The organism is Paraburkholderia sp. SIMBA_027 (assembly GCF_046535315.1).
GTDB classification, from domain to species: Bacteria; Pseudomonadota; Gammaproteobacteria; order Burkholderiales; family Burkholderiaceae; genus Paraburkholderia; species Paraburkholderia tropica.
The window spans coordinates 12,278-33,048 of record NZ_JAWRWY010000010.1 but is presented as its reverse complement, the minus strand read 5'-3'; the positions used below and the strand labels follow the sequence as shown (position 1 = coordinate 33,048).

The following is a 20,771-nucleotide window of genomic DNA, read 5'->3' as shown; positions in this document are numbered from 1 at the left end:
ATGCGGATGTTTATCCAGACAGATTGGCAATCCTTAATAATTGCCATGAACCCACGACAACATAATCCGAGACACACGATGAAACGAGACCAGAGCATCAGGAGCACGACGTTGGCGACGGCGGCGTCGGTATTGGCCATATCGCTGGCGGTATCGCTGGGCGCGAACGTGGCCGAAGCGGCGCCCGTCGGCGGCACGACTTCTGCAGCGTCGACTGCAAAAGCGGGCACGACATCCACGCACAAGGCGAAGCGCAAAACGAAACGCAAACAGTCGCGTCAAGCGTCGCGCCAAACGACGCAGCAACGCGCTCAAGCGCAATTTGAACCGCTGCTCGCACCGAACGCGCCCGAGCAACTCGCCGCGCCCACGCCCGATCAAGGCACCAACGAAGCGGTGCGCGCCGATAATCCGCCGCGCGCGCAATCGGATCAGGCCGCCAGCAAAGGCCTGATCGGCGACAGTCATCTGACGCTCAACCTGCGCAATTACGCCGACGTGCTCGACATGGAAGGCGGTCCGCATCGTCACGCGTGGGTGCAGGGCGCGATGCTCGACTACACCTCCGGCTTCACGCAAGGGCCGATCGGCTTCGGCGTGGATGCGTCGCTGTACGGCGCGCTCAAGCTCGACGGCGGCGCGGGCGCCGGCAACATGGTGCACGTGGCCAAGGGCGGCGGCGGCTCGAATCAGCTCGCGTGGGGCTATCCAGGCGTCTACGACGTGAAGGCGCGCGTCTCGGACACGGTCGTCAAATACGGCCTGCACATGGTCGACGACAACCCGTTCTTCGAGCCGCACGACAATCGCGCGCTGCCGCCCACTTTCATGGGCGTCTCGCTCGTGAGCCGCGACGTGCCGAACGCCGTGCTGCAGGCGGGCAGCTTCACCAAGGTCAACGCGCGCGGCCACACCAATCTCACCGACCTCACGACGTCGTACGGCGGCGTGTCGTTCAAGCGCTTCAGCTACGTGGGCGGCACGTGGGATTACAGCCCGAACGGCAGCGTCGCGCTGTTCGCCAATCAGGCCGACGACGTCTGGCGCCAGTATTACGGTTCGGTGCAGCAGAGTGTCGGCGATCCGTCGACGCTCAAGTGGACCGGCTTCGCGAATATCTACTCGACGCACAGCGTGGGCGGCGGCAAGGAAGGCCATATCAACAACAACGCGTACAGCGTGTCGCTGGCCGCGCAGCACGGCGCGCATTCGCTGCTGTTCGGCTTCCAGCAGATTCTCGGCGACCAGTTCTTCGATTACGTGAACGAGACCAACGGCATCTATCTCGTCAACTCGATGGACGTCGATTACAACGCGCCGCACGAGAAGTCGTTCCAGGTGCGCTATGGCTTCGACGGCAAATACACCGGGCTGCCGGGCGCGAAGGCGATGCTCTGGTACGCGCTGGGCTGGGGCGCGGATGCGTCGGCGGGCGCGGCGGCCAATCCGGATTCCGGGCTCTACTGGAAGAACGGCCAGCCCGTGCACGGCTCGCATCACGAGTTCGGCTTCATCCCTTCGTACACGCTGCAAAGCGGGCGCTTCAAGGACACGAAGATCTCGTTCGTCGCGATGTGGCATCACGGCTCGAAGTACTACTCCGACGCGAGCAACATGGAATACCGGCTCGTCGTGGGCGTGCCGCTCAAGCTGTTCTGAGCGACATCAGCGCGCAGGCCGCCGGAGCGCTTGGGATTCAGGCGGCTTGCGCGTGATCGGTGGATTCGGTGCAATCGGTGGATTCGGCCGCTCCAGCGTCCTCGCCCCGCGCACGCCGCGCCGCGAACACCTCGCGCGCGGCGAACAAACCGTTGAGCGCGGCGGGAAAGCCCGCATACACCGCCATCTGCATGATCGTCTCGACGATCTCCGCTTCGCTCAGTCCCACGTTCAGGCCCGCCGCGATATGCACCTTGAGCTGCGGCTGCGCGTGGCCGAGCGCGGTCAGCGCCGCGATGGTCGCGATCTCCCGTGCGCGCAGATCGAGACCGGGCCGCGCGTAGATGTCGCCGAACGGAAACTCCAGCAGATACGTGGCGAAGTCCGGCGCGATATCGGCAAGCGAGGCCACCACCTGCTCGCCCGCGTGGCCGTCAATCGCCGTCAGCATGCGCAGGCCGCGCGCGAGGCGGCTTTCCTGTGCGCCGCCGGGCGCTGCCGGCGCGGGTTGTTGAAGGTTCGGGTTCGTCGGGTTCGTGACGGTTTGCATGCGCGTGCCTCTGCGAAGAAATAGGAGCGGTCGAATAGCCTTCGATCTTGGCGTCGAGCGCGAGGAGGCACGCCTGCATTTCGGCGATATGGGCACGCACCGCGTCGCGATGCTCGACGAGCAAGGCGCAGCGCTCGGCTTCGGTCGCGGCGCCTTCGGCGCGCAACGTGGCGTAGCGCAACATGCCCTGAATCGGCAAGAAGATTACTTAACTTATTCTTTGCAAATCAATACTTTACACAGGAACACGTGAGAATGTCCGGAAAATATCCGGAATCCCGCTTCCTCAGACCTCGGTCAAGTAGCGTCGCTCCCTTGTGTCGTTTAAACGATGAACACGCCGTCCCAGAAGAGCCGTTTTCGCAGCCCATGATCGCCATGATGGATCTCGGGCTACTGCGCGCACGCTCCCGCTATGCGCCCCGAGCACCGTCCGTCTCATCACTTGCACGCCCATGACGACCGCAGCGAGACGCTGTCCGGTTATGCTGTAAGTCCGCAGCAAAGGGCGAATAAAATCGAAACGGCGAAAAAACGTGATGGCGGACGTTCGCCCGCCGAACACATTAGGGCCAAATCATCCGATAATGTTCGCCAAAGCTTCGACTGGCACAGGAGCCAAGATGGACAACCAAGTAGTCAAATTCGTCCGGCAGAAGGATTTCGTGCTGGAGAAACGCCTCGGGCAAGGTGCAATGGGCAACACAGTGCTCCTTTACGACCCCGTTATCAACGAGCACTTTGCCTGCAAAAAATATGAGCCTGCGAACCCCGCACATGCCTCGAAATTCTTTGACGCATTCGTGCGAGAGATAAAACTTCTCCACCTCATTAACCACCCTAATATTGTACGGGTGTTTAATTACCATCTATTCCCTGAACGCGCACTTGGCTACATAATCATGGAATATGTAGCTGGTCAGACCATCGATTTCTACCTGCTAATCAATCCGGAAACCCTCGACGAAATATTCGCACAAACCGTCAATGGTTTCGCCTATCTTGAGGAAAATGGAATATTGCATCGTGATATACGCGACAGCAACATCCTCATAACCGAAAATAAAACCGTAAAAATAATTGATTTCGGATTCGGAAAGCAGGCAACCCACCCCAAAGACTACGACAAGAGCATATCGCTAAATTGGTGGTGTGATCTGCCAAACGAATTCAAGGATTCGGTTTACGATTTCAAAACCGAGGTGTATTTCGTAGGAAAATTATTTGAAAAAATGATTTCCGATTACGACATCTCGGATTTTAAGCACAGTGAACTTCTAAGCAAAATGTGCCACATCGAACCCGAGAACAGAATCGACTCATTTGCTGATGTCAAAAAAGTGCTTCTCGCGGCGGATTTTGGGGCTGAATTTTACTACGGCGAAAAAGAAATTTACCGAAAATTCGCGGAAGGCCTTTCTGGCGTTGTGAGCGCCATCGACAAGGACGCAAAATATTACCCCACTCCATTTACGATTCTTTCCAACCTCGACGCAACATTTAAGAAAGTAATGCTGGAAGACGTAATTCCAAGCCCATCACTTGTCTCTAGTTGCTTTATCGATGGCACGTATAAATATTCAAGGGCCTACAAATTTCCCGTTAGCCTCCTCAAGGATTTTTCCAAGATGTTCCGGGAATGCTCACCTGAGAAACAACACATCGTCCTTGCGAACCTTCACGCCCGACTTGATGCAAAAGATCGATACGGCATGAGAGACGATGATATTCCTTTTTAGTCATCCAGCATTTTTCGATGCACCTCCAAACTACGAACGCGCCCGATGAGGGATTCAAGAAGATAATCGAACGTATGTATTTCGATCTTCGCATCGCGACCCATCTGACGACGGAGCCGCCGGGTTTCTTCCGATTCGGTGGCACGACGCCCCATGATGATCAACCCGCCCACATCCGGGTGGATTTCGCTTAGTCCAAGACCATCCTCCCCCCGGTCGCGGGCGGCGTAATTCTGGTTCGCTGCGAGCCACATACGCCAGTCCTGTATTTGACGTATCGCGTGCGTCAAAGCGGCCGAAGGATTGCCCGACTTCGTGAACATTTTGGCCAGTGGACTTTCAAGTTCTACCGCTTGCCAACGGAAGCCCATCGAATCTCTTTCCCCAATCATGAAATCCGTGACGTGCTGAGCGCCCAAGCGCTGCTTCGGAATAATCCAGCGGCCATGTCCGCCACCGAGGTGCTGGATCAGGTATTTCGGATGGGTTTGAAGGAACTGCTGGATATCCTCTTCACGCGTGGCCGAATCCAGCGCCTCACGCAACGCATCAATGTCGGACTCGCTCACCGCATCCCAAAAACTGAAAAAGTCGCGAAGTGGATCACGCGCCAGTTGTTCAGCAATAACTTCTGCTACCGTGGTGAGCTTCATTTCCCGTCCTTTTTCTTAGAGCCGTTACGATCAGTGTGCCACAGCATAGGGCATGCATTTCCCAATGCTTCATTATGGCCATAGTCGGACCAGAAGCTAGAGCTCCATTTGTATAGTGGTGGAACCCCAAACCTTACCTTGCGGCGATTTGATCTCCCCCAAACGGAAAAGACAATGGCAACAGTGAAGAAGAGTGCAGTTCAAGAGGCAGAAGCTCTTTTCGAGAAACGCGCAGCGGCGGAACCTGTCGAAACGCCGAAGTCCGACTACCGCGCCTTGTTGGCGCAGCGCGCGGAACTGGAAGCGCAGATTGCAGCAGTTCGCGAAGAGGAAGTGACGAACGCCCTGGAACAGATTCGACAGCTTGTCGAAGAATTCGACCTGCACGAAGAAGTTCAGTTTACGCGTGCACGTCGGGGTGCGCCGCGCGGTCCCGGTGCCGGTGTGGCACGTAGCCCCGTTGCACCCAAGTACCGCGACCCCGAGTCTGGCGCGACGTGGAGCGGGCGCGGCAAGCCTCCGAAATGGATTGCTGGCAAGGACAGGACGAAGTTCCTGATCGACTGACAGTCCGATTTCGGCTTGCGCGTCCTTTTCCTCACCGCAAGCCGACCGACTTCAGGCGGCCTGGTGCCGCATCGCGTTACTTCTTATTTTGGGACGAATTACCCGACGGCGGTTGCGCAGTCGGCTGTTTTGGCGCACCGGGATTCACGGGCTGCAATTTTCCACCTGTGAGGCCTCTTTCAACTCGCTGCATCTTCGGAGGAGTGAATCCCTCTTGACAAATAGTTAAGCCCTGCAATTTCTCGTTTTTGTTTGCCATTTTTGCACCGCTCAAATTGATTGACACAAAGAGAATAGTAAGCGACAGCCCAATGACAAACGCTGCCGCATACATCCAACCGTTAAGATGGTCTGCGACCTTCTCAATCCACGTATGCTCATCGCGCGCATCGTTTTGACCATCTTCGTAGTAACGTTCAGCACGCTCAAACTGCAACTTAACTACCTTCTGGCTTACTACGTACGACGCGATAACCAACACGATCGCGAGAGCGAACGACCACCACGAACAATAAAGCGACCAAGCCCACTTGGCGTCCCGAATGGGGACGAAGTCCTTGAGAAAGCTTAGTGACAACCCGAGCGCCGCTCCAGAGTACGTCAAAACCGACTTATCAAGGTTCTCCGCATTCGAGATGAGCAGTTTAGAGAGGTTGTCGCGTTCTCTTTCGTGAATGCGCGTGTGGTTGTCGCGTTCCTTTTCCTGAAGGCGCGCCAGGTTGTCACTTTCCTTTTCTTGAACGCGCGCCAACTCTTTTGCGCGCTCCTTCGCATCCTGCTCCCTGGACGACTCGCGAATTTCGCCCCGTACCCGACGAGTGGCCAAATTCGACCCTATTTCTTATCGTTACCGGCTTTGCCGCCGTTACCACTTCCGTTGCCATTTCCATTACCGCCGCTCCCCTTCGGGACAGGCTGCAAGCGTTGGCCGATCACACCCGCTGTCGCCTTACGGCCGGGCGTAACGATTGTCGGGCCAACTTTGGGCTGCACGATGCCGGTGGGAAGCCTCCCGAGCGGCGACGCGGGGATCAGAGTCGGTTTTTTAATTGCCATTTTTGATTAGCGCGTGGTTGTTGTGAAGTCACTTTACCAGAACGCCGCTCGCAAAAAAGCCCCTCGCGCCGACGCTGCGAAGCTGCAAATGCGCTCATGGTTTGCGTCCCACGCCGCCTGCGAGTGGGAGCCACGAAATGCCGCTCAAATCGAGCCCTTTTTTTACAGCCACTTCACTTGACGCCTTGTGTAGACTGTATATCCATACAGTATTCCGACGATCCGGTGCGCCATGCGCTTCAATCCTTACGACGAATCCCGCCCCAGAGACGAGGAACAAACACTGGCCCCCGCCCAGACGACGAGGGAGCGGCTGGCGCGGGAACGCCGCAGGCGTGCGGATATCAGCATGTTTTCCCTCCCCCCGTTCGTGACGCCCACCTATAGCGAACTGCGACGTTTGTACGTCACGTATCGGAACGACCCTACGGTACGCCGCCTCATCCTTGAGATTCAGTGCGCCCGTTATTCGATCCTGGAGCTATCAGCAATGGCGGCGGAGTGTCATTGGGATTTGAGCAAGGAACGCGCGAGCATTGAGGAAGCGCGCAAGACATTCAGCAGGCTGCGCCATCGCCTGCGCAAAGAACTAGATCGCATCGGACAGGTACACGGGCGCAAATGATAACGCCCACAAGCACTAAGCTTGTGGGCGTTCCGCGTTTAGTACACTGCAGATGCTATCAGTTCTGCGCGGTATCCACTCGGGCCGATACGTTGCGAGTTTGAGCAATGAGAGCCATCGTATTGATCTGATACGTGTACCAGCTATTCAGACAGGTAACGTCGTTACAGTGCTTCTCCCGGAAGTTCCACTGCCCCCGCATCCGGGCTTTCAGCGCATCCAAATCGGTCGGCTCAATTGCGCTTTTCGCTGCGGCCACAGCATTCGCGAGCTTTACGTCTTGGCTAGCAAGCGCGGGCGTGTGGCAAATCAGATACTCGTTCTGCGAATGGCTTTGCCCACAGTCGAAACTCGTTCCATAAGTCTGATTCGGCGTGGTGCTCAAATCGGCAGCGGGGTCTTGCTGTTGAATAGCACTTTCCTGTGGGGACTGCACTTGCGTCGTGGGTTGCGGCTCCTGCGATTGCGCTTGTGCTGCATCTGCCTCAGACGCTACTTGTGACGCAAGGTCTGCTGCGCTGACTTGTGCTTGAGAGGCGTCCTGGTCGACGCTCACCGCAGCGGCACTACTAGCGCTCGCGGGATTTGCTTGCTGTACCGCAGGCGCGGGCACAGCCGCATTCGGACTCGCGGACGATGTGGCATCACTCGAAGTTGGCATACCCCACATCGTCCCAATGAAAATCGCAAGCGCGCCACCCGACAAAAGGATCAAAAGCTTTTCTGGCATACGGGCACGTGCTGTTTTCTGTCCCGCCAAGTTCAGCGCAGAATCTTCGTTGCAGTAATTCACCTGTGCGAACAGCAGGCACAGACTGCCGAAGTTGTAGATACCAACCGGAACGCATGCCATCCACAGCGCAGCTAGACCGACGCCAAGACTATGGATATTGTTGTTGCGGAATACCATGACAAACGCCACCACGGTAAAAATCGCCAACACGTAGTGGAAAATGAGCATCGTCCAACGGCGCAAGTACATTAAATGTGCGCCGAAGCTGCCCAAGAAGAACCAGAGCAAAAACGCGGCGAATCCTGAACGCGTCTGAGCTTGGTGAAGATTGCGGTGAAAGGCGTGGTCCCCGATAGCTTGCGAAGTAGTATCGTTCATGGCTTGTATACGTTCCCCGGTTTATTGCGTTTTGAATTGATAAATGCACTCTACGGCACAGCCGCTATAACGGCATCGATGACCCATTTCTTTAGAAAAAGATTTGGGAATTTGAAGGATTGTACGAACTCCCCTCATTTATGCAGTCAGCATAAATGAGGGGAGTAAACATGAAATCTTCAAACCGCAACACGCTTTTCCGCACAATGCGGATATGATCTAATTCACGCGCTACCTGCGTGCGGTACGTTCATTGCGCCTCAAATTCGACTCAAAAAATTCATATAGGTGGATGGAAGATGGATTTCTTCACTTTTGTTTCCAAAGCGATTGAAGCCTTAGCATGGCCCGGTGTCGTTCTTTACCTAATCCTAAAATTCCATGATCGATTCGAGTCTTTACTGGGTCGTCTTACGAAAGCCACACTACCCGGTGGGATAAGCACAGAGTTCGCCACCGACCTTGAACGTGCGGCAAAAGTAGTCGATGAAATCCCAGAGCCAGAAAGAACGGTCATCAACGAAATTGATCGAACAGCAACAACGGAAACGGATACTCGTATTCTTACGACTAACCCCAGCGGCGTCATCATGGAGATGTGGCAAAAGGTTCTCGGGCAAGCTAAGGAATTGCTGGACAGTAGCGGCGCTCACCAAAATCTGAGTTCGAACAAGCGTCCGATTCCACCTCAAACATTGTTCCGGACGCTTCAGGAACAGAACCTAGTCACTCCTGAGGAAATGAAGCTCGTCACTGAACTCCGTTCAATTCGCAATGCCGTCGCACACAGCCAAACGCAAGCTTCGCCTGACGACGCAGATAGATATCGCGCCTTCGCCGAAAAGCTGATTTTGACTTGGGTCGTTAGGATCGCAAGCGGCGAGCCAAGGGCGTAGACCCTTTTCGTTACAGTCGCAAGGGAGAGCGCCATCTATCGGTATTTTTAGGGACGCGGCGCTCTGTACAGTCGATCGAATATTTTATCCAGCGTTGTCTTCCAAAAGCGGGATACGGAACCGCGCTCCGCAGGCTTTGTGCTCGTACATATTCGATCCGACCTTCCTTGCCTTCGCAACGAAGTTTCTGAACGCTTGATTCACCCCGGCATTGTAGTAAGCACCGCAAGCCTTATCGTTAGGCGCAACGGGGTTTGGGTTCGCAACCAGCAAGCCGGTATCGAGCCAATCCCGCCGCAGGGGAAACCGCCCTCATTCGCGGGGTTCTCTAGCAAATGAAGGAACGCTTCCCGTAGCCTAAGATCTGAAAACGAAAGGCCCCGCACTGGATCTCTCCGGGCGGGGCCTTTGAACGCCTGCTGCTTACGACCTGATATCGCGTTGTCACTTCACCCGCTTTAAATCGCCTTTGACCGGGCGCGGTTTGATGGTCTTAGCTGGACGCGGCAATTTCTCGGCCTTGAACGGGTCTTTGCCGTGCATCGCTTCCCAGACAAACGGGCGAATGTAGTACAGGTACGTTTGCGCGAATTCCTCGCGCCCAATTCGCAGCAAGTCCGCCCACAAACTCAAGTCCACTTCAGGTAACGCGGAGGAACCGCGCTCAACCTGGCTAACCATCGCCGGTTGGCTGTAATCCAACTCAATGCACAGTTCCAGTTGCGTCAACCCCGCTTCCTCGCGCTTCGCCTTCATCCAAGCGCCGAAACGTTGACGAAGTACAGCGGCGGTATTGTCGATAGGTACAGTCATTTCGTTTTCATCCGAGTGGTGCAAGGCCCGAACTATAGCAGAGTGCTTCGCACGTGTGTAACTTGCTTCATATGAAAGAAAAATGTTACGATACTGAAAGACCAACTTACAAGAAATAACAGACACATGAAATTCAAGCTGGCACTCGCCGCCCTTCCCGTCCTGTTTGGTTGCGCCACACAACAGGCGTTGCTTACGGATACGCCGTCCGGGCATCCAGAAACAACATTCGACGGCGCGACACTTCCCGAAGTGCAAAACAAGATGATTGGCCTTTGTTCGCGCATAGGCGCGGGTGTTACCGAAACGAACTCCAACATAGTTGTCTGCACCAAGACGGTTCAGGGACAGCAGGCGGTTATGGCGCAGTTGCTCTTGGGAAACAGCTATAGCACCACGCCGGTTGACCGGCTCCGGTTCATTTTGGATGCAAGCGGATCGAGCGTTCATGTCACCGCGTATGAATCTATCGAAACCGTAATGCCGTTCGGTCAGGTGCATAGCGCGGATTTGACCTCGAATAGCGCGCGCAACGGGCTTCAATCGGCTCTGGATCGCTTGGACGGTTCCGAATATCAGCGAACCCTGGAGAAGGCACGCAAGCCAAAGAACACGCCTTACGTGTTGGACCCCAAGGATTCGATAGTTGGAACCGGAAAGGTAGGTGAATCATTCACTGTGAAAAAATTTTGCACCACGCACGAACTGTCGAAAAACGGCCTAACTGGTGCGACTGGACCAAAGGTCAAAAGCTACGAACCCGGCCAGACCATGACGATTTATGAGCGCGATGGAATGTTTGCGCGAGTGTCACCGGACGGCGCGCCGCAAGAATGGATCATGTACGGGATTTGTTCGTGATGGGATCACGATCCGCTCTCCGGATATGACACAGACGTTTTTTCGAATGGATCAATGAAGGCAAGAAAGCATGAGGAAATACCTCGCTATCATCGCCGCAGCAATCGCGGTATCTGGCTGCGCAACCTCGCCAACGCCGTTAGCATCAGCAAGCCCTGCCCCTCGCGAGCGTGTCACGGCGTTTCAGGAACAGACGCCCGAAACCGGTACGCTGATTATCACGCGTGATTCCGGCGTCATCGGCGGCGGCTGCTTCTATGGCATCTCGATCAACGGCAAACAGGCCGCACGGCTCGACACGGGCGAAACAGCCCGGTTCTACGTTCCCGCTGGTGAAGTCCTGCTTCGTTCTGGCCGCGACCCGCTAGGCAAAGGACTTTGTGCCGTGGGCAAAGACCAATGGACCCAGCGAGAAACGACGCTGAAACTTGGCGAAACCAAACATTTCCGCTTGCTGATTGACGCGAACGCGAAAACCGATATCGAGCGCTCCGACGATCAATAAGAACACTAGAGAGAAAACATGCAAAACATCGGACTTTGCTTAATGATTTTCGGCCCACTCGCAATGTTGATCGGGCTGATTCGTCCTAGCACGTTTGCCCGCAAAGGCAAACCGGCACCGTCACGAATGAAGGCAGTTTTGGTTAGCTTCGGCGTGGCGATGCTTGGCGCTGTAATTTTTAATTCAACGCTCCCACATGCCCCCGCGCCTGTGAAGGCCGCAGCAAACAACACGGAATCTGCTTCTTCCTCGGCGGCGGTTCCGGCAGTTGCGGAAGCTTCAAGCGCCCCCACGGAACCGGAAAGCGCATGGTCATATGATGAACGCCACGATGAAATGACGGGAAAGCCGATCCAGTTCGCCACCGTTTCCGCGAATGAAACGCTCGACTTCGACTTCCCGTATAACGGCGGCTCCACTGCGACACTTCAGTTAAGAAAGCACCCCAGGTTCGGGACAGACGTAATTTTGAGCGTCAGTAAAGGGCAATTCGTCTGTGGCGTCCAAGCCTGTAGCGTGTTGGTCCGCTTTGACGACAAGAAGCCGCAGCGTTTTACCGCGAATCAACCAGCGGACTATAGCTCAACGAGTCTTTTTATCTCCCCCGCACGTTCCTTCATTGCGAGCGCGCACAACGCAAAGCGCGTCGTCATTGAAGCCGCCTTCTATCAGGCAGGCAATCGACACATGACATTTGCAGTCGATGGCCTGAAGTGGAAGTGATTTAGCAGCACCGTGCTAACGCACATGAAAAAGCCCCGCACTGGCACAAACCAGGCGGGGCTTTTTTTCTATACCTCTATCCACGGAGAACGGAACATGACTAACGTTCTACCGGGTATTTACTGCGCGTCTGGGCATTGCGCGTTGCGCTTTACTCGATGGCGTCAAAGTCAGCCACGCGGCGGCGAGTACGGGGCAAAGGCTGCAATTCCAACACCTCAATACGCGCGGCCAGTTCCTTCACATACTCGCTCAGGATTGACAGCTTGAGCGCCGGGGAGCGCTCTTTCTCACGTTGCACCACGTCCAGCGCCAGCGCCTGGCGTGCGATTTCCTCAAAGGCAGTATGCGCGGGGGTTATCTTCTTCGTAGTCACAGAATTATTCCTTGTAGCGTTCGTACCGCCTATTCACGGCACCCAGAATAAAAATGGCCGCGCCCGCGAAGGATAATAAACTTGTAACAGTTTATTATTCAGACCGGAATTCCGGGGAAATATTCCATTTTTATAGCATCCCCCACGATTTGAGTATTTTTTTATTCGAAATCGTTTTTTGGGGAGTAAATACGAAATGAGCCAACGTGAGAGCACACGTTTTCCATGAGGTTGATAAGGGCGGCTCACCCTTCCCGCTGCATCCAGGCGCGGGATAGACCTCACCAATTCCCCTGGATTTTGAAGTATGAACAACCTTACGCAAATGGCACGCGATGCGCGCCAACTACAAGACACGCCCGCCAATGAAGAAGCGCCGAACAAGTATGAGCGCGAACAGCAACGACAAGAGCGCGTGAACGGTTCGGCCTATCAGAAGTGGTTCGAAGCGCAGATTGAGAAAGAGCGCGCGGAAGACGTGCCAAGGCACGAACAAGAGCGCAAAGAAGCGAAGGCCGCACGCGCAGCAGCAAACGACGATGACGAAGACGACAAGCCGCAGAAGAAACCGCGCCGTACGTCTTTCCGCTTCAGCATGGCCGATGACCTGCCGGAACAGTACGAAGCCCTTGACGAACTGATTGAGGGAATTATTGTGAAGGGTAAAGTTTCGATCCTCTACGGAGAATCGAACTCGGGAAAGACCTTCCTGGGAATTGATATGGCCTGTGCAGTCGCACGGGGTGAACCGTGGTTTAACAAGCGCGTTCAGCAAGGCCTGGTGATTTACCTCGCGGCGGAAGCGCCCGCCTCTGTGAAGCAGCGGTTGCAGGCGTACCAGAAGCACCACGAATGCAAAGTGCCCAACTTCGTCATTGTCGAAGAACCGATCAACCTGGCAGACCCTGAGAACGCCGCGCACGATATCGACGTATTGATTGCGCTGGTACGGGACATCGAAGAACAGACCGGACAGAAAGCCGCGCTGATCATTGGCGATACACTGGCATGCATGAGCGCAGGATCGGACGAAAACAGCGGGAAGGATATGGGTATGGTCATTGCCCAGATGAACCGCATTCGAACCGAAACCGGCGCGCACTTCATGATGATCCACCACAGCGGCAAGGATCAATCACGCGGCGCACGCGGACATTCGAGCCTGAAAGCAGCCATTGATACCGAAATCGAAGTCCAGGATACGAAGGATGGGCGGTTCGCACGGGTCACAAAACAGCGTGACTTGGGCGGCAAGGGCGACGATATAGGATTCCGGTTGCAGCCTATCGAAATCGGACGCAACCGCTGGGGCGATCCTGCCAAGAACTGCGTTGTAGTGCCCGCCGATGCGCCGACCAAAGAGAAGCCATTCAAGGGCGCGCAGGCGCGCGTAATCGAACTGGTGACGGCAACGCCCGGCATCCTGAAGACGGAAGTAAGGGACGCGCTGCTTAGTGAGTATGCGAAAAGCGGCATCTATGACGCAATCCGCGCGCTGATCGAAGCCGACCACCTCAAAGAAGACAACAGCGACCCCAAGGTAACCAAACTGTTCCGGCAACTGCCCGCACTCGGTGGAATTTCGAAGCAGTCCAGCTAGTCCGTCCAGTCCATTTTGGAAAAAACTGGACTTCCCAGAAGACCGATTCCGTAGTCCGTCCAGTCCAGTCCCCCTATGGGGGACGGACAGCCGGACAAGGTATCTCCCGGATGGACGCGCGGAGCGCTTAGGGTTTAGCGATAAATATACGCGCCCGCCCGGCCGTGCCAAGGCACGGCCTCACACACAAGGAAACACACTATGAACACCCCGAACACTTCCGCACTCGATGCGCTCCTATCCGAAGACGAAGAACTTTCCCGCCTGAATGTCGATATCGACAAGTCCACGCACGCAGCACTACGCGCGTATGCGAAGGCACGCAAGAAAACCGTATCGAAGGTTGTCCGCGCAATGATCGAACTGCACCTGAGTAGCGCCCAGACCGTGCTTCAGCACTCACCAGAAGCCCTCTGACGGGTTCGCGCCCATCTTCTGATGGGCAACCCTTTTATAGACCTTATCAGCGGCCCCGTGAGCGGTTCGCACGCATCCCCGAACGGAAACCTTTTTATAGACCTTATTGGCCGGTTTGTGCGACTAGAACCAGCGCGTTCCGTCAACCGGCCCGACCTGCTTACCCTGCCGTGCTAAAGCACGCCCTGAGCCTCTGAATCGTTGTCCGACTAGTGCTGTAAGACCTCGCAAGACTCGAAACGGATTCCCCCGCTTCCAGGCGGCGCAATGCTTCTTTCTGCTGCGCGTCAGTGAGCGCGGACGGCCTGCCCAGCGTTTTACCTTCTGCCTTAGCTCGCACCAGTCCTGCCTGGGTGCGCTCGATCAACAAATCGCGTTCGAACTCTGCAACGGACGCAATAACGTTCATAGTCATCCTTCCCGCCGCGCTTGTCAGGTCCACGCCACCAAGCGCCAGGCAGTGGACACGAACGCCCTGAGCGGCCAGCATTTCGACCGTGGCGCGAATGTCCATCACGTTCCGGCCCAAGCGGTCCAGCTTCGTCACGATCAACGCATCGCCCGATTCCAGACGGTCAACCAGCTTGGCGAAGCCTGGACGATCCATAGCCGCCACGCTGCCGGATATCGTGTCAGTGACGATGCGCCGGGGATCGACCTTGAAGCCTGCCGCCTCAATCTCGCGCACTTGGTTGTCTGTGGTTTGGTCTGAGGTGGATACGCGGGCGTATGCGAAGGTTCGGGACATAGCAGGGGTGAACGAAAAGGGAGCACGAAATATATTCCCCTGCACGAAATCAGTCAAGCTAGGTTTCGTGCAGGTTTTTCGCGACTGCACGAAAACGAACAATTTCGTTCATGCAAATCAGTCACTTAGGATTACTTCCTTCTTTTAATGCCCAGCGCCGATAGAGCCGAAAAACGACTCGCATTCGCGCGCGATATTCGAGCAAAATTTTAATCTTTCATTTTGCTTACGTCTGCCTGCGCAATTTCCCAGACCTCTTTTCTGGTGGCGGCAAGGCGTGACGATCCTAAATTTTTGGGGGATGGCCCTGGACTGTAAAAACGGGCTTCTCACACAACAAATCGCAATTTTTCAGACTTTTTCAGGACTACTTCCTATGCAAACCGTGCTAAAGCACCGCCTCACCCCCGTTCAAGTCCGCGCCCTGCTCGATCAAGCGAAACGAACCGGTATAGAGAATACCGCCAGTTTCTTCCAGATCGAACCTGAATTCATTGTGCAGCTACGCGCACAGCCTGAATCGTCATGGGCTACCCGTGGCGCGATCTACACGGTGCCCTGGCACACGCCGGACCATGAGTCAGAGGAAGAATTCATTGTCCGCACGTTGGAATCATGGCCTACACCCACGGGCAAGCGTGGGAAGCCGATCAAGTGCCCGCCTGCACTCCAAGCCGTAATTGATGAACGGCGTACCAAGGCATGCTTTGGCGCGTGCTGAAGCGTGCCCAGGCACAAAGTGCTAGAGCACGAAACAAACTGTTACAGGTTCGTAGCCTGTAAAGGACGTACTTAGCCGGGGAAACGGCGGTAATCGCTGAATTTTATTCCAGAAGCCCCCCTTTTCTCAGGGGCGAAAAATGGAATAGAAAATGAATGACCTGGCTAGTGTGTGCGTCAGCACGATTACACAACGTGCGGAAGCACAACAAAAAGAATTCGCTCACCAACTCGCGTACCTCACTGAGCGCTACGAATACAACCCGGATACTGGCGAGTTTATTTCCCGCGAAAGTGGAAACCTGATCAAGTCCGTTCAGATGTCCTACGTCGATTCTCAAGGGGTTTCCTCACGAATCTATATTACGCGCGTCATTTACATGATGGTGACGGGGAACGCGATTCCTCGCGGTCACATCGTGCGTCGTTTGGACGGTGACAAGCGCAATAACAAGTGGGCGAATTTGTACCTGTCCACTTACGACCAGATTGAACGGGCGGTATGGGTGAAGCAATCGTTGGTTCCTTACTTCGAAGCGTTCCATGAGTGCTTCGAGTACGACGCAGAATCTGGCGCGTTGACGTGGAAAGAGCGTCCGGCGCACCACTTCAAGACGGAACAGGCGTGCAAGATTTTCAACGCAAGGCGCGTTGGTACCCGTGCGGGTACAGCGCAAGGCTCGGATAGGCGTTTGCAGGTTCACATGACGTATCGGGGCGTGAAGATCAACGCGTACGTCACGCACATTGCATGGGTAATGATGCATCGCAGCGACCCGCCCACGGGTTACGTAATTGACCATCAGGACCGCGACAACCGCAACGATTCGAAGTCAAATCTTCGCCTGGCTACGTACGCGCAGAACTCCGCGAACGCGACGCGGCGCACGGGGATATCTGGCTATCGTGGCGTAACCGTGGACGGAACGAAATACATTGCGACCATGAGTCTCAAGGAACGACCGGGGGTAGCTGCTGTTTACGTTCGCCAGCGCTTTAACACGAAGGAAGAAGCGGTTGCATTCCGTCGCGAACTGGAGCGTAAATACTTTGGTGAGTTCCGCGCTATGTGAATAATTTTATGGGAGACAGTGCCGAAACGGGATAAATCCGTTTTGGCACGCGAACAATTACATACAGGAGCAATCATGACGGGATTTTACTCAAGCTTCTACACCCTGTTGCATTGCTGGGAAGCATACATTTTTGGCGTAGGTGCATCCGGGTTGCTTGACCTTATTTTGCCGCGTTGTGCGAACGCACGTGCACCAGCACCACCCACGAAGGGGTAAGCAATGGAAAAACAAAAAGCGCTGCGCACGGATGCGCGCGAATTGCCTGACAAGGCGAACAATTGCGGCGACGTCCTGCCGGACATGCCGGAAGGAATCGCAGAATACCGCCTCGCGAAGGAACGACCTCCACGCGACACCACGCCGGAAGAAAAGCCTTTAACGCACCAGGAATCAACCTTTATCAAGGCGTACTTCGCCAACGGGTTCAATGCTCGCGACGCCTGCCAGCGCGCCGGGATTCCCTACCGTACGGTTTCGCATTTGATCCATCGGCCCCACGTGCGCCGCGAAATGGATCGTATCCAGAATGAGACTTCGAAGGCGCTGGAAATCAACCAGCATCGTATTCTGGGTGACTTGCTGGAAATGTTCACTGCCAATCTCGCGGATGCCGTAGAGCATCGGCGCGGGTCCTGCCGCTATTGCTGGGGTGACGGTGGAAAGTATCACTGGCGCTCAGAACGCGAACGCGACGACCTGAATAGCGTGCCACCCGGAACCAGACTCAGACCCACTGAAGATGAACCTACGCGCGGACAACAGGACGGCGGAACGGGTTATGACGAATACCGCGCCCCGAACCCGGACTGTATCGAGTGCGCCGGTCAAGGTCTTTCGCTTGTCCTGCTCAAGGATACGGTAGGCCGCAAAGGCGTTGCTTCAGTCGAATACTCGCCTTCTGGGAAGGTTTCAATCAAGGGTTTCGACAAGGTAAAGATTGCGGACCTGATCCTAAAGCATATCGCAATGCCCCTGCTCGATGCCAAGCATTCGAAGACCCCAAGCGCCCCGCTGCTCAACATTAACGTCAGTGGTGGCCTGCCCGTTGAATTCGTGGACGCTCTGAAGGACAAGGGCGGATTGTCGGCGCTGGAATCGTTCATCAAAAAAGACGGTGAAACCCGCGTGGCCCAGATCGAAGCGGACGCCACGGCGGAAGAACAGGCCGAAATCGAAGCGATGATCAAGAACGGGGAAGATTTGGATTGATCCTATGAGTTATGCCGATTCTCTTTTGGCTCGCTATGCTCAGGATGCCGAAAGAGAAGTTCGGATTTGCCGTAGCGAGCAACACCATATTCAGTACGTGGCCGGGTTAGAACCGCCTGGCATGAAGCCGGAAAGCGCGGCAACCATTGAAGTGAAAATGCCCACGCTTCGCGTGGACCAAGCCGCGATTGTTGCGGACCCTGCACAGTTCAAGGTTATACGCGCGGGTAGACGTTACGGAAAGACCGTGGTTCTGGAAGTTCTCGCAACGCAAGCCCTGCTTCGTGGTGAGCGCGTTTCGTTCTACGTTCCGCAGTTGTCCACGTCTCAAATGGTCTATAAAAATGTCCTGGGCAATCTGGGCGAACTCGTAACCAATCGCCACTTCAACCGCCGAATTGAAACCGCTACAGGCGGCATCCTCGAAATCTTCCCGCTGAACAACGGCAATATGTTCAGCCGTGGCCGCGAATACGATTTATATCTATTCGATGAAGCCGCGTTCATTAAAGCGGATGCTATCGAATTCTTCGAAAACTCGATTGAACCGATGCTTGCGGCGGTCGCGCATCCTCGCATCTACGTTTTCAGCACCACGCAGGAAGACGACATTTCGAACTGGTTTTATGCGCTCCACCACGCGAAGCGCTACCAGTACAAACATGACGGGGAAGGCTTCAAACAGTTTTATAGACCTACGCACATGAATCCTCAAGTGCGTTTGTCGTATTTGAAGATGCAGCAGCGCGTAAAGCACCCGCTTTCGTTCCGCCAGGAATTTTTGGCGGAATTCGTGGATTGGTCGGGAACTGCGCTCTTTTCATTCACGGCCCCTTGCGATGAAGCGCCCCGCCTCACCACGGTATTTGCGGTTATGGACTCAGCGATTAAAGGCGGGTTCGAACATGACGCAACGGCGGTTATGTATTTCGGCTGGCGTGAGCACGTTCTACCGGGTCAACCAAAGTTGGTAATCCTGGATTGGGACCTGTACCAGCTCGACGCCGTGGTTATCAAGTCGCTGTTCCCCGCGATCATTGACCGGGCTGTTGAGCTATCACGCCAGCATGGCGCGGTTCTGGGTTTCCAAGGTTTGTACGTCGAAGACAAGGCATCCGGCCCGATCCTGATTCAGGAAGCAACCCTGGCCGGTTTGCCGGTCGCTGCAATCAACAGTGCTTACAGCGCCGTGGGCAAGGACGCCCGCGCAATGGCAATCGTCAACGTATGCGCCGCTGGTTTGGTCGGATGGACCCCCTACGCATTTAACAAGCGCCAGTCTTTCAAGGGCGAAGAAGTCAACCACGCATTACGGCAGGTTGTGAAGTACCGGATTGGCGATATCGACGCCCACAAGCGCGCCGATGATGCTTTCGACTGCTTCGCGTACGGCTGCATTCTCGCGCTGAAACCGGACTCATTTGGAGCCGGATAAGGAATTTACTATGTTTGGCCTCAATAAGACGGCGGCACCTAGCGCCGCTCCACCAGATACCCCACGGCGCGAATCACAACTACAGCGATTGCTAGAAGGCGTTGTGCCGGGGGATCAACCGTCATACGAACTCTGCCGGTTGCTGTACGTTGCGCACCCCATCGGGAGCAAAATCGTAGAAGCACCGATTCAGCTTGTATTCAGCCAGTCGCGCACGATTAGCGGAATCCCCGATGAAGTGCGCAAGCAGTTTGAAACAACCTGGATCAACGCGAGCGCTGACGCGGTAATTAAAAACACTCTGCGCCTGGCGAAGATTACCGGGGTTTCGACTCTGGCCGAACTGGAGCCGGGAGTTTTCAACGTCTTCGATTCCCTCAACACTGCCGGTTCGTTCGCTGACAATATCGACCCGCTCACCCCGCAATTCATGAAGACCCCTTCTGTACGCGTACAGAACCGGGTTTTCGGCCCTGGCGAATGCCAAGTGTTGAACAACGGCGCGCCGATCTATCTGGATTACGTCGATTCGGGATATGGGTATACGGGGCGCAGCGTCTACCACGCCGCCCTATTCGACCTGCAAAGCTATATCGACGTAATGCACGCAGACCGGTTGATTGCACAGAAGGCGGGCGTACTGGTGGCAAAGATCACCACTATGGGCGCGGCAGTCACGGGAGCAATGCAACAGCTTTCCGGGTTCAAACGGAACCTGTTGAAAGAGGCTCGCACCTACAACGTGCTACAGGTTGGCCCAAATGATGAGGTTGAATCTCTCAACCTGCAACACGCCACCGAATCCGCGCACGGCTCGAAGGATTCGATCCTTGACAGCATCGCGGCCGCAATTGGCATGCCAGCAATCATCCTGAAATCTGAAACCCTGGCGCAGGGTCTGGGCGGAAGTGGTGACGAAGATTCCAAGGTTATCGCGAACTACGTGAGCGAAGAACGCCAGGCAATCGAACCGCTCTACCGCTTCCTGATTCCTCGCATTCAGAAACTGGCCTGGACGCCTGAATTCTATGCGTCATTCCAGGCTGCTGATCCTGAATACGCAAACGTTCCGTACGAAACGGCACTGTATGAGTTCGTAGAGTCTTTCGTCTTCGAATGGCCGGACTTCCTACGCGAGCAAAAGAGCGAAAAGGCCAAAGCTGTTGACGCAACGATTAACCTGGTTGAAAAAACGTTCAATCTGCTAAACGGCGTTCTCTCGCCGGATGACCGCAAGCTTTTGTGCCAGTGGACTATGGACGTTGTGAACTCGGACGAACTCAGCGAGTTTATCCCCGTTTCGCTGGACCTGAACCTTGACGGCGATTTCTCGATGCCAGCGCCCACGGAAATTAAGGAAGAAGTGCGGGACGAAGAAAGCGACGAAGAAAGCGACGAAGCCGAACCGGTTGCCTCTGATACTGAGTGAGGT

23 protein-coding genes are annotated in these 20,771 nt (G+C 55.3%); 16 read left to right on the top strand and 7 right to left on the bottom strand.

All coding sequences use genetic code 11. The features are described 5' to 3' along the window. Window positions 1-78 precede the first annotated feature (78 nt). Window positions 79-1,659 carry an OprD family outer membrane porin gene (locus SB764_RS19505; protein ID WP_410864444.1) on the top strand — a complete coding sequence of 527 codons (1,581 nt, stop codon included), beginning with the start codon at window positions 79-81 and terminating at the stop codon, window positions 1,657-1,659. 37 nt (window positions 1,660-1,696) lie between these two features. Here SB764_RS19505 and SB764_RS19500 read toward each other — a convergent pair whose 3' ends face one another. Next, the gene (locus SB764_RS19500; protein ID WP_074985122.1) at window positions 1,697-2,110 is read right to left on the bottom strand and encodes a carboxymuconolactone decarboxylase family protein; all 414 of its coding nucleotides are present in this window, start codon (window positions 2,108-2,110) and stop codon (window positions 1,697-1,699) included. Window positions 2,111-2,207: 97 nt separating this feature from the next. On the opposite strand from SB764_RS19500, the gene SB764_RS19495 reads away from it, so the two are divergent. Next, the gene (locus SB764_RS19495; RefSeq protein ID WP_410864442.1) at window positions 2,208-2,462 is read left to right on the top strand and encodes a hypothetical protein; all 255 of its coding nucleotides are present in this window, start codon (window positions 2,208-2,210) and stop codon (window positions 2,460-2,462) included. 370 nt (window positions 2,463-2,832) lie between these two features. Continuing rightward, on the top strand, window positions 2,833-3,948 hold the full coding sequence (locus tag SB764_RS19490) for a protein kinase family protein (RefSeq protein WP_410864440.1): 1,116 nt from the start codon (window positions 2,833-2,835) through the stop codon (window positions 3,946-3,948). Here the strand turns inward: SB764_RS19490 and SB764_RS19485 are convergent. Further along, window positions 3,945-4,601: a Shedu anti-phage system protein SduA domain-containing protein gene (locus SB764_RS19485; RefSeq protein ID WP_410864438.1), complete on the bottom strand. Its 657-nt coding sequence runs from the start codon at window positions 4,599-4,601 to the stop codon at window positions 3,945-3,947. The genes SB764_RS19490 and SB764_RS19485 overlap by 4 nt on opposite strands. A gap of 279 nt (window positions 4,602-4,880) precedes the next feature. Between SB764_RS19485 and SB764_RS19480 the strand changes: the two genes are divergently transcribed. Then, entirely contained in the window at window positions 4,881-5,168 is a 288-nt protein-coding gene (locus SB764_RS19480) for an H-NS family nucleoid-associated regulatory protein (RefSeq protein WP_410864732.1), read from the top strand. Window positions 5,169-5,244: 76 nt separating this feature from the next. Here SB764_RS19480 and SB764_RS19475 read toward each other — a convergent pair whose 3' ends face one another. Continuing rightward, on the bottom strand, window positions 5,245-5,919 hold the full coding sequence (locus tag SB764_RS19475) for a hypothetical protein (RefSeq protein ID WP_410864436.1): 675 nt from the start codon (window positions 5,917-5,919) through the stop codon (window positions 5,245-5,247). A 537-nt stretch (window positions 5,920-6,456) separates the two neighbouring features. Between SB764_RS19475 and SB764_RS19470 the strand changes: the two genes are divergently transcribed. After that, window positions 6,457-6,849, top strand: a complete 393-nt coding sequence (locus SB764_RS19470; RefSeq protein ID WP_410864434.1) for a hypothetical protein — start codon at window positions 6,457-6,459, stop codon at window positions 6,847-6,849. Window positions 6,850-6,907: 58 nt separating this feature from the next. Here SB764_RS19470 and SB764_RS19465 read toward each other — a convergent pair whose 3' ends face one another. After that, window positions 6,908-7,960 (bottom strand): hypothetical protein, encoded by a 1,053-nt coding sequence (locus SB764_RS19465; protein WP_410864432.1) that lies wholly within the window; start codon window positions 7,958-7,960, stop codon window positions 6,908-6,910. A 299-nt stretch (window positions 7,961-8,259) separates the two neighbouring features. On the opposite strand from SB764_RS19465, the gene SB764_RS19460 reads away from it, so the two are divergent. After that, on the top strand, window positions 8,260-8,856 hold the full coding sequence (locus SB764_RS19460) for a hypothetical protein (RefSeq protein ID WP_410864430.1): 597 nt from the start codon (window positions 8,260-8,262) through the stop codon (window positions 8,854-8,856). A 444-nt stretch (window positions 8,857-9,300) separates the two neighbouring features. Here SB764_RS19460 and SB764_RS19455 read toward each other — a convergent pair whose 3' ends face one another. Next, entirely contained in the window at window positions 9,301-9,669 is a 369-nt protein-coding gene (locus SB764_RS19455; RefSeq protein ID WP_410864428.1) for a helix-turn-helix domain-containing protein, read from the bottom strand. A gap of 126 nt (window positions 9,670-9,795) precedes the next feature. Here SB764_RS19455 and SB764_RS19450 point away from each other — a divergent pair, with 126 nt between their 5' ends. The 3 genes from SB764_RS19450 to SB764_RS19440 all read left to right on the top strand — a co-directional run bounded on the left by SB764_RS19450 (window position 9,796) and on the right by SB764_RS19440 (window position 11,758). Beyond that, window positions 9,796-10,530, top strand: coding sequence for a hypothetical protein (locus SB764_RS19450; protein ID WP_410864426.1), 735 nt, complete (start codon window positions 9,796-9,798; stop codon window positions 10,528-10,530). Window positions 10,531-10,600: 70 nt separating this feature from the next. Beyond that, entirely contained in the window at window positions 10,601-11,035 is a 435-nt protein-coding gene (locus SB764_RS19445; RefSeq protein WP_410864424.1) for a hypothetical protein, read from the top strand. Window positions 11,036-11,053: 18 nt separating this feature from the next. Then, window positions 11,054-11,758: a hypothetical protein gene (locus SB764_RS19440; protein ID WP_410864422.1), complete on the top strand. Its 705-nt coding sequence runs from the start codon at window positions 11,054-11,056 to the stop codon at window positions 11,756-11,758. 151 nt (window positions 11,759-11,909) lie between these two features. On the opposite strand, the gene SB764_RS19435 is transcribed toward SB764_RS19440, so the two are convergent. Continuing rightward, a complete protein-coding gene (locus tag SB764_RS19435) occupies window positions 11,910-12,134 on the bottom strand; it encodes a hypothetical protein (protein ID WP_410864420.1) in 225 nt (74 codons plus the stop codon). Window positions 12,135-12,441: 307 nt separating this feature from the next. Between SB764_RS19435 and SB764_RS19430 the strand changes: the two genes are divergently transcribed. Both SB764_RS19430 and SB764_RS19425 read left to right on the top strand, forming a co-directional pair. Beyond that, window positions 12,442-13,734 (top strand): helicase RepA family protein, encoded by a 1,293-nt coding sequence (locus tag SB764_RS19430; RefSeq protein ID WP_410864418.1) that lies wholly within the window; start codon window positions 12,442-12,444, stop codon window positions 13,732-13,734. Between the two features lie 201 nt (window positions 13,735-13,935). Beyond that, window positions 13,936-14,151: a hypothetical protein gene (locus tag SB764_RS19425; RefSeq protein ID WP_410864416.1), complete on the top strand. Its 216-nt coding sequence runs from the start codon at window positions 13,936-13,938 to the stop codon at window positions 14,149-14,151. Window positions 14,152-14,311: 160 nt separating this feature from the next. Here the strand turns inward: SB764_RS19425 and SB764_RS19420 are convergent, their stop codons facing one another. Next, the gene (locus SB764_RS19420; protein ID WP_410864730.1) at window positions 14,312-14,899 is read right to left on the bottom strand and encodes a recombinase family protein; all 588 of its coding nucleotides are present in this window, start codon (window positions 14,897-14,899) and stop codon (window positions 14,312-14,314) included. A gap of 277 nt (window positions 14,900-15,176) precedes the next feature. Here SB764_RS19420 and SB764_RS19415 point away from each other — a divergent pair, with 277 nt between their 5' ends. The 5 genes from SB764_RS19415 (at window position 15,177) to SB764_RS19395 (ending at window position 20,768) form a co-directional block, all read left to right on the top strand. Further along, window positions 15,177-15,620 carry a hypothetical protein gene (locus SB764_RS19415; protein ID WP_410864414.1) on the top strand — a complete coding sequence of 148 codons (444 nt, stop codon included), beginning with the start codon at window positions 15,177-15,179 and terminating at the stop codon, window positions 15,618-15,620. 151 nt (window positions 15,621-15,771) lie between these two features. Next, entirely contained in the window at window positions 15,772-16,692 is a 921-nt protein-coding gene (locus tag SB764_RS19410) for an HNH endonuclease (protein WP_410864412.1), read from the top strand. A gap of 222 nt (window positions 16,693-16,914) precedes the next feature. Beyond that, window positions 16,915-17,904, top strand: a complete 990-nt coding sequence (locus SB764_RS19405) for a terminase small subunit (protein WP_410864410.1) — start codon at window positions 16,915-16,917, stop codon at window positions 17,902-17,904. Between the two features lie 4 nt (window positions 17,905-17,908). After that, on the top strand, window positions 17,909-19,339 hold the full coding sequence (locus SB764_RS19400) for a hypothetical protein (protein ID WP_410864408.1): 1,431 nt from the start codon (window positions 17,909-17,911) through the stop codon (window positions 19,337-19,339). A 10-nt stretch (window positions 19,340-19,349) separates the two neighbouring features. Further along, window positions 19,350-20,768 (top strand): hypothetical protein, encoded by a 1,419-nt coding sequence (locus SB764_RS19395; RefSeq protein WP_410864406.1) that lies wholly within the window; start codon window positions 19,350-19,352, stop codon window positions 20,766-20,768. Window positions 20,769-20,771 lie beyond the last annotated feature (3 nt).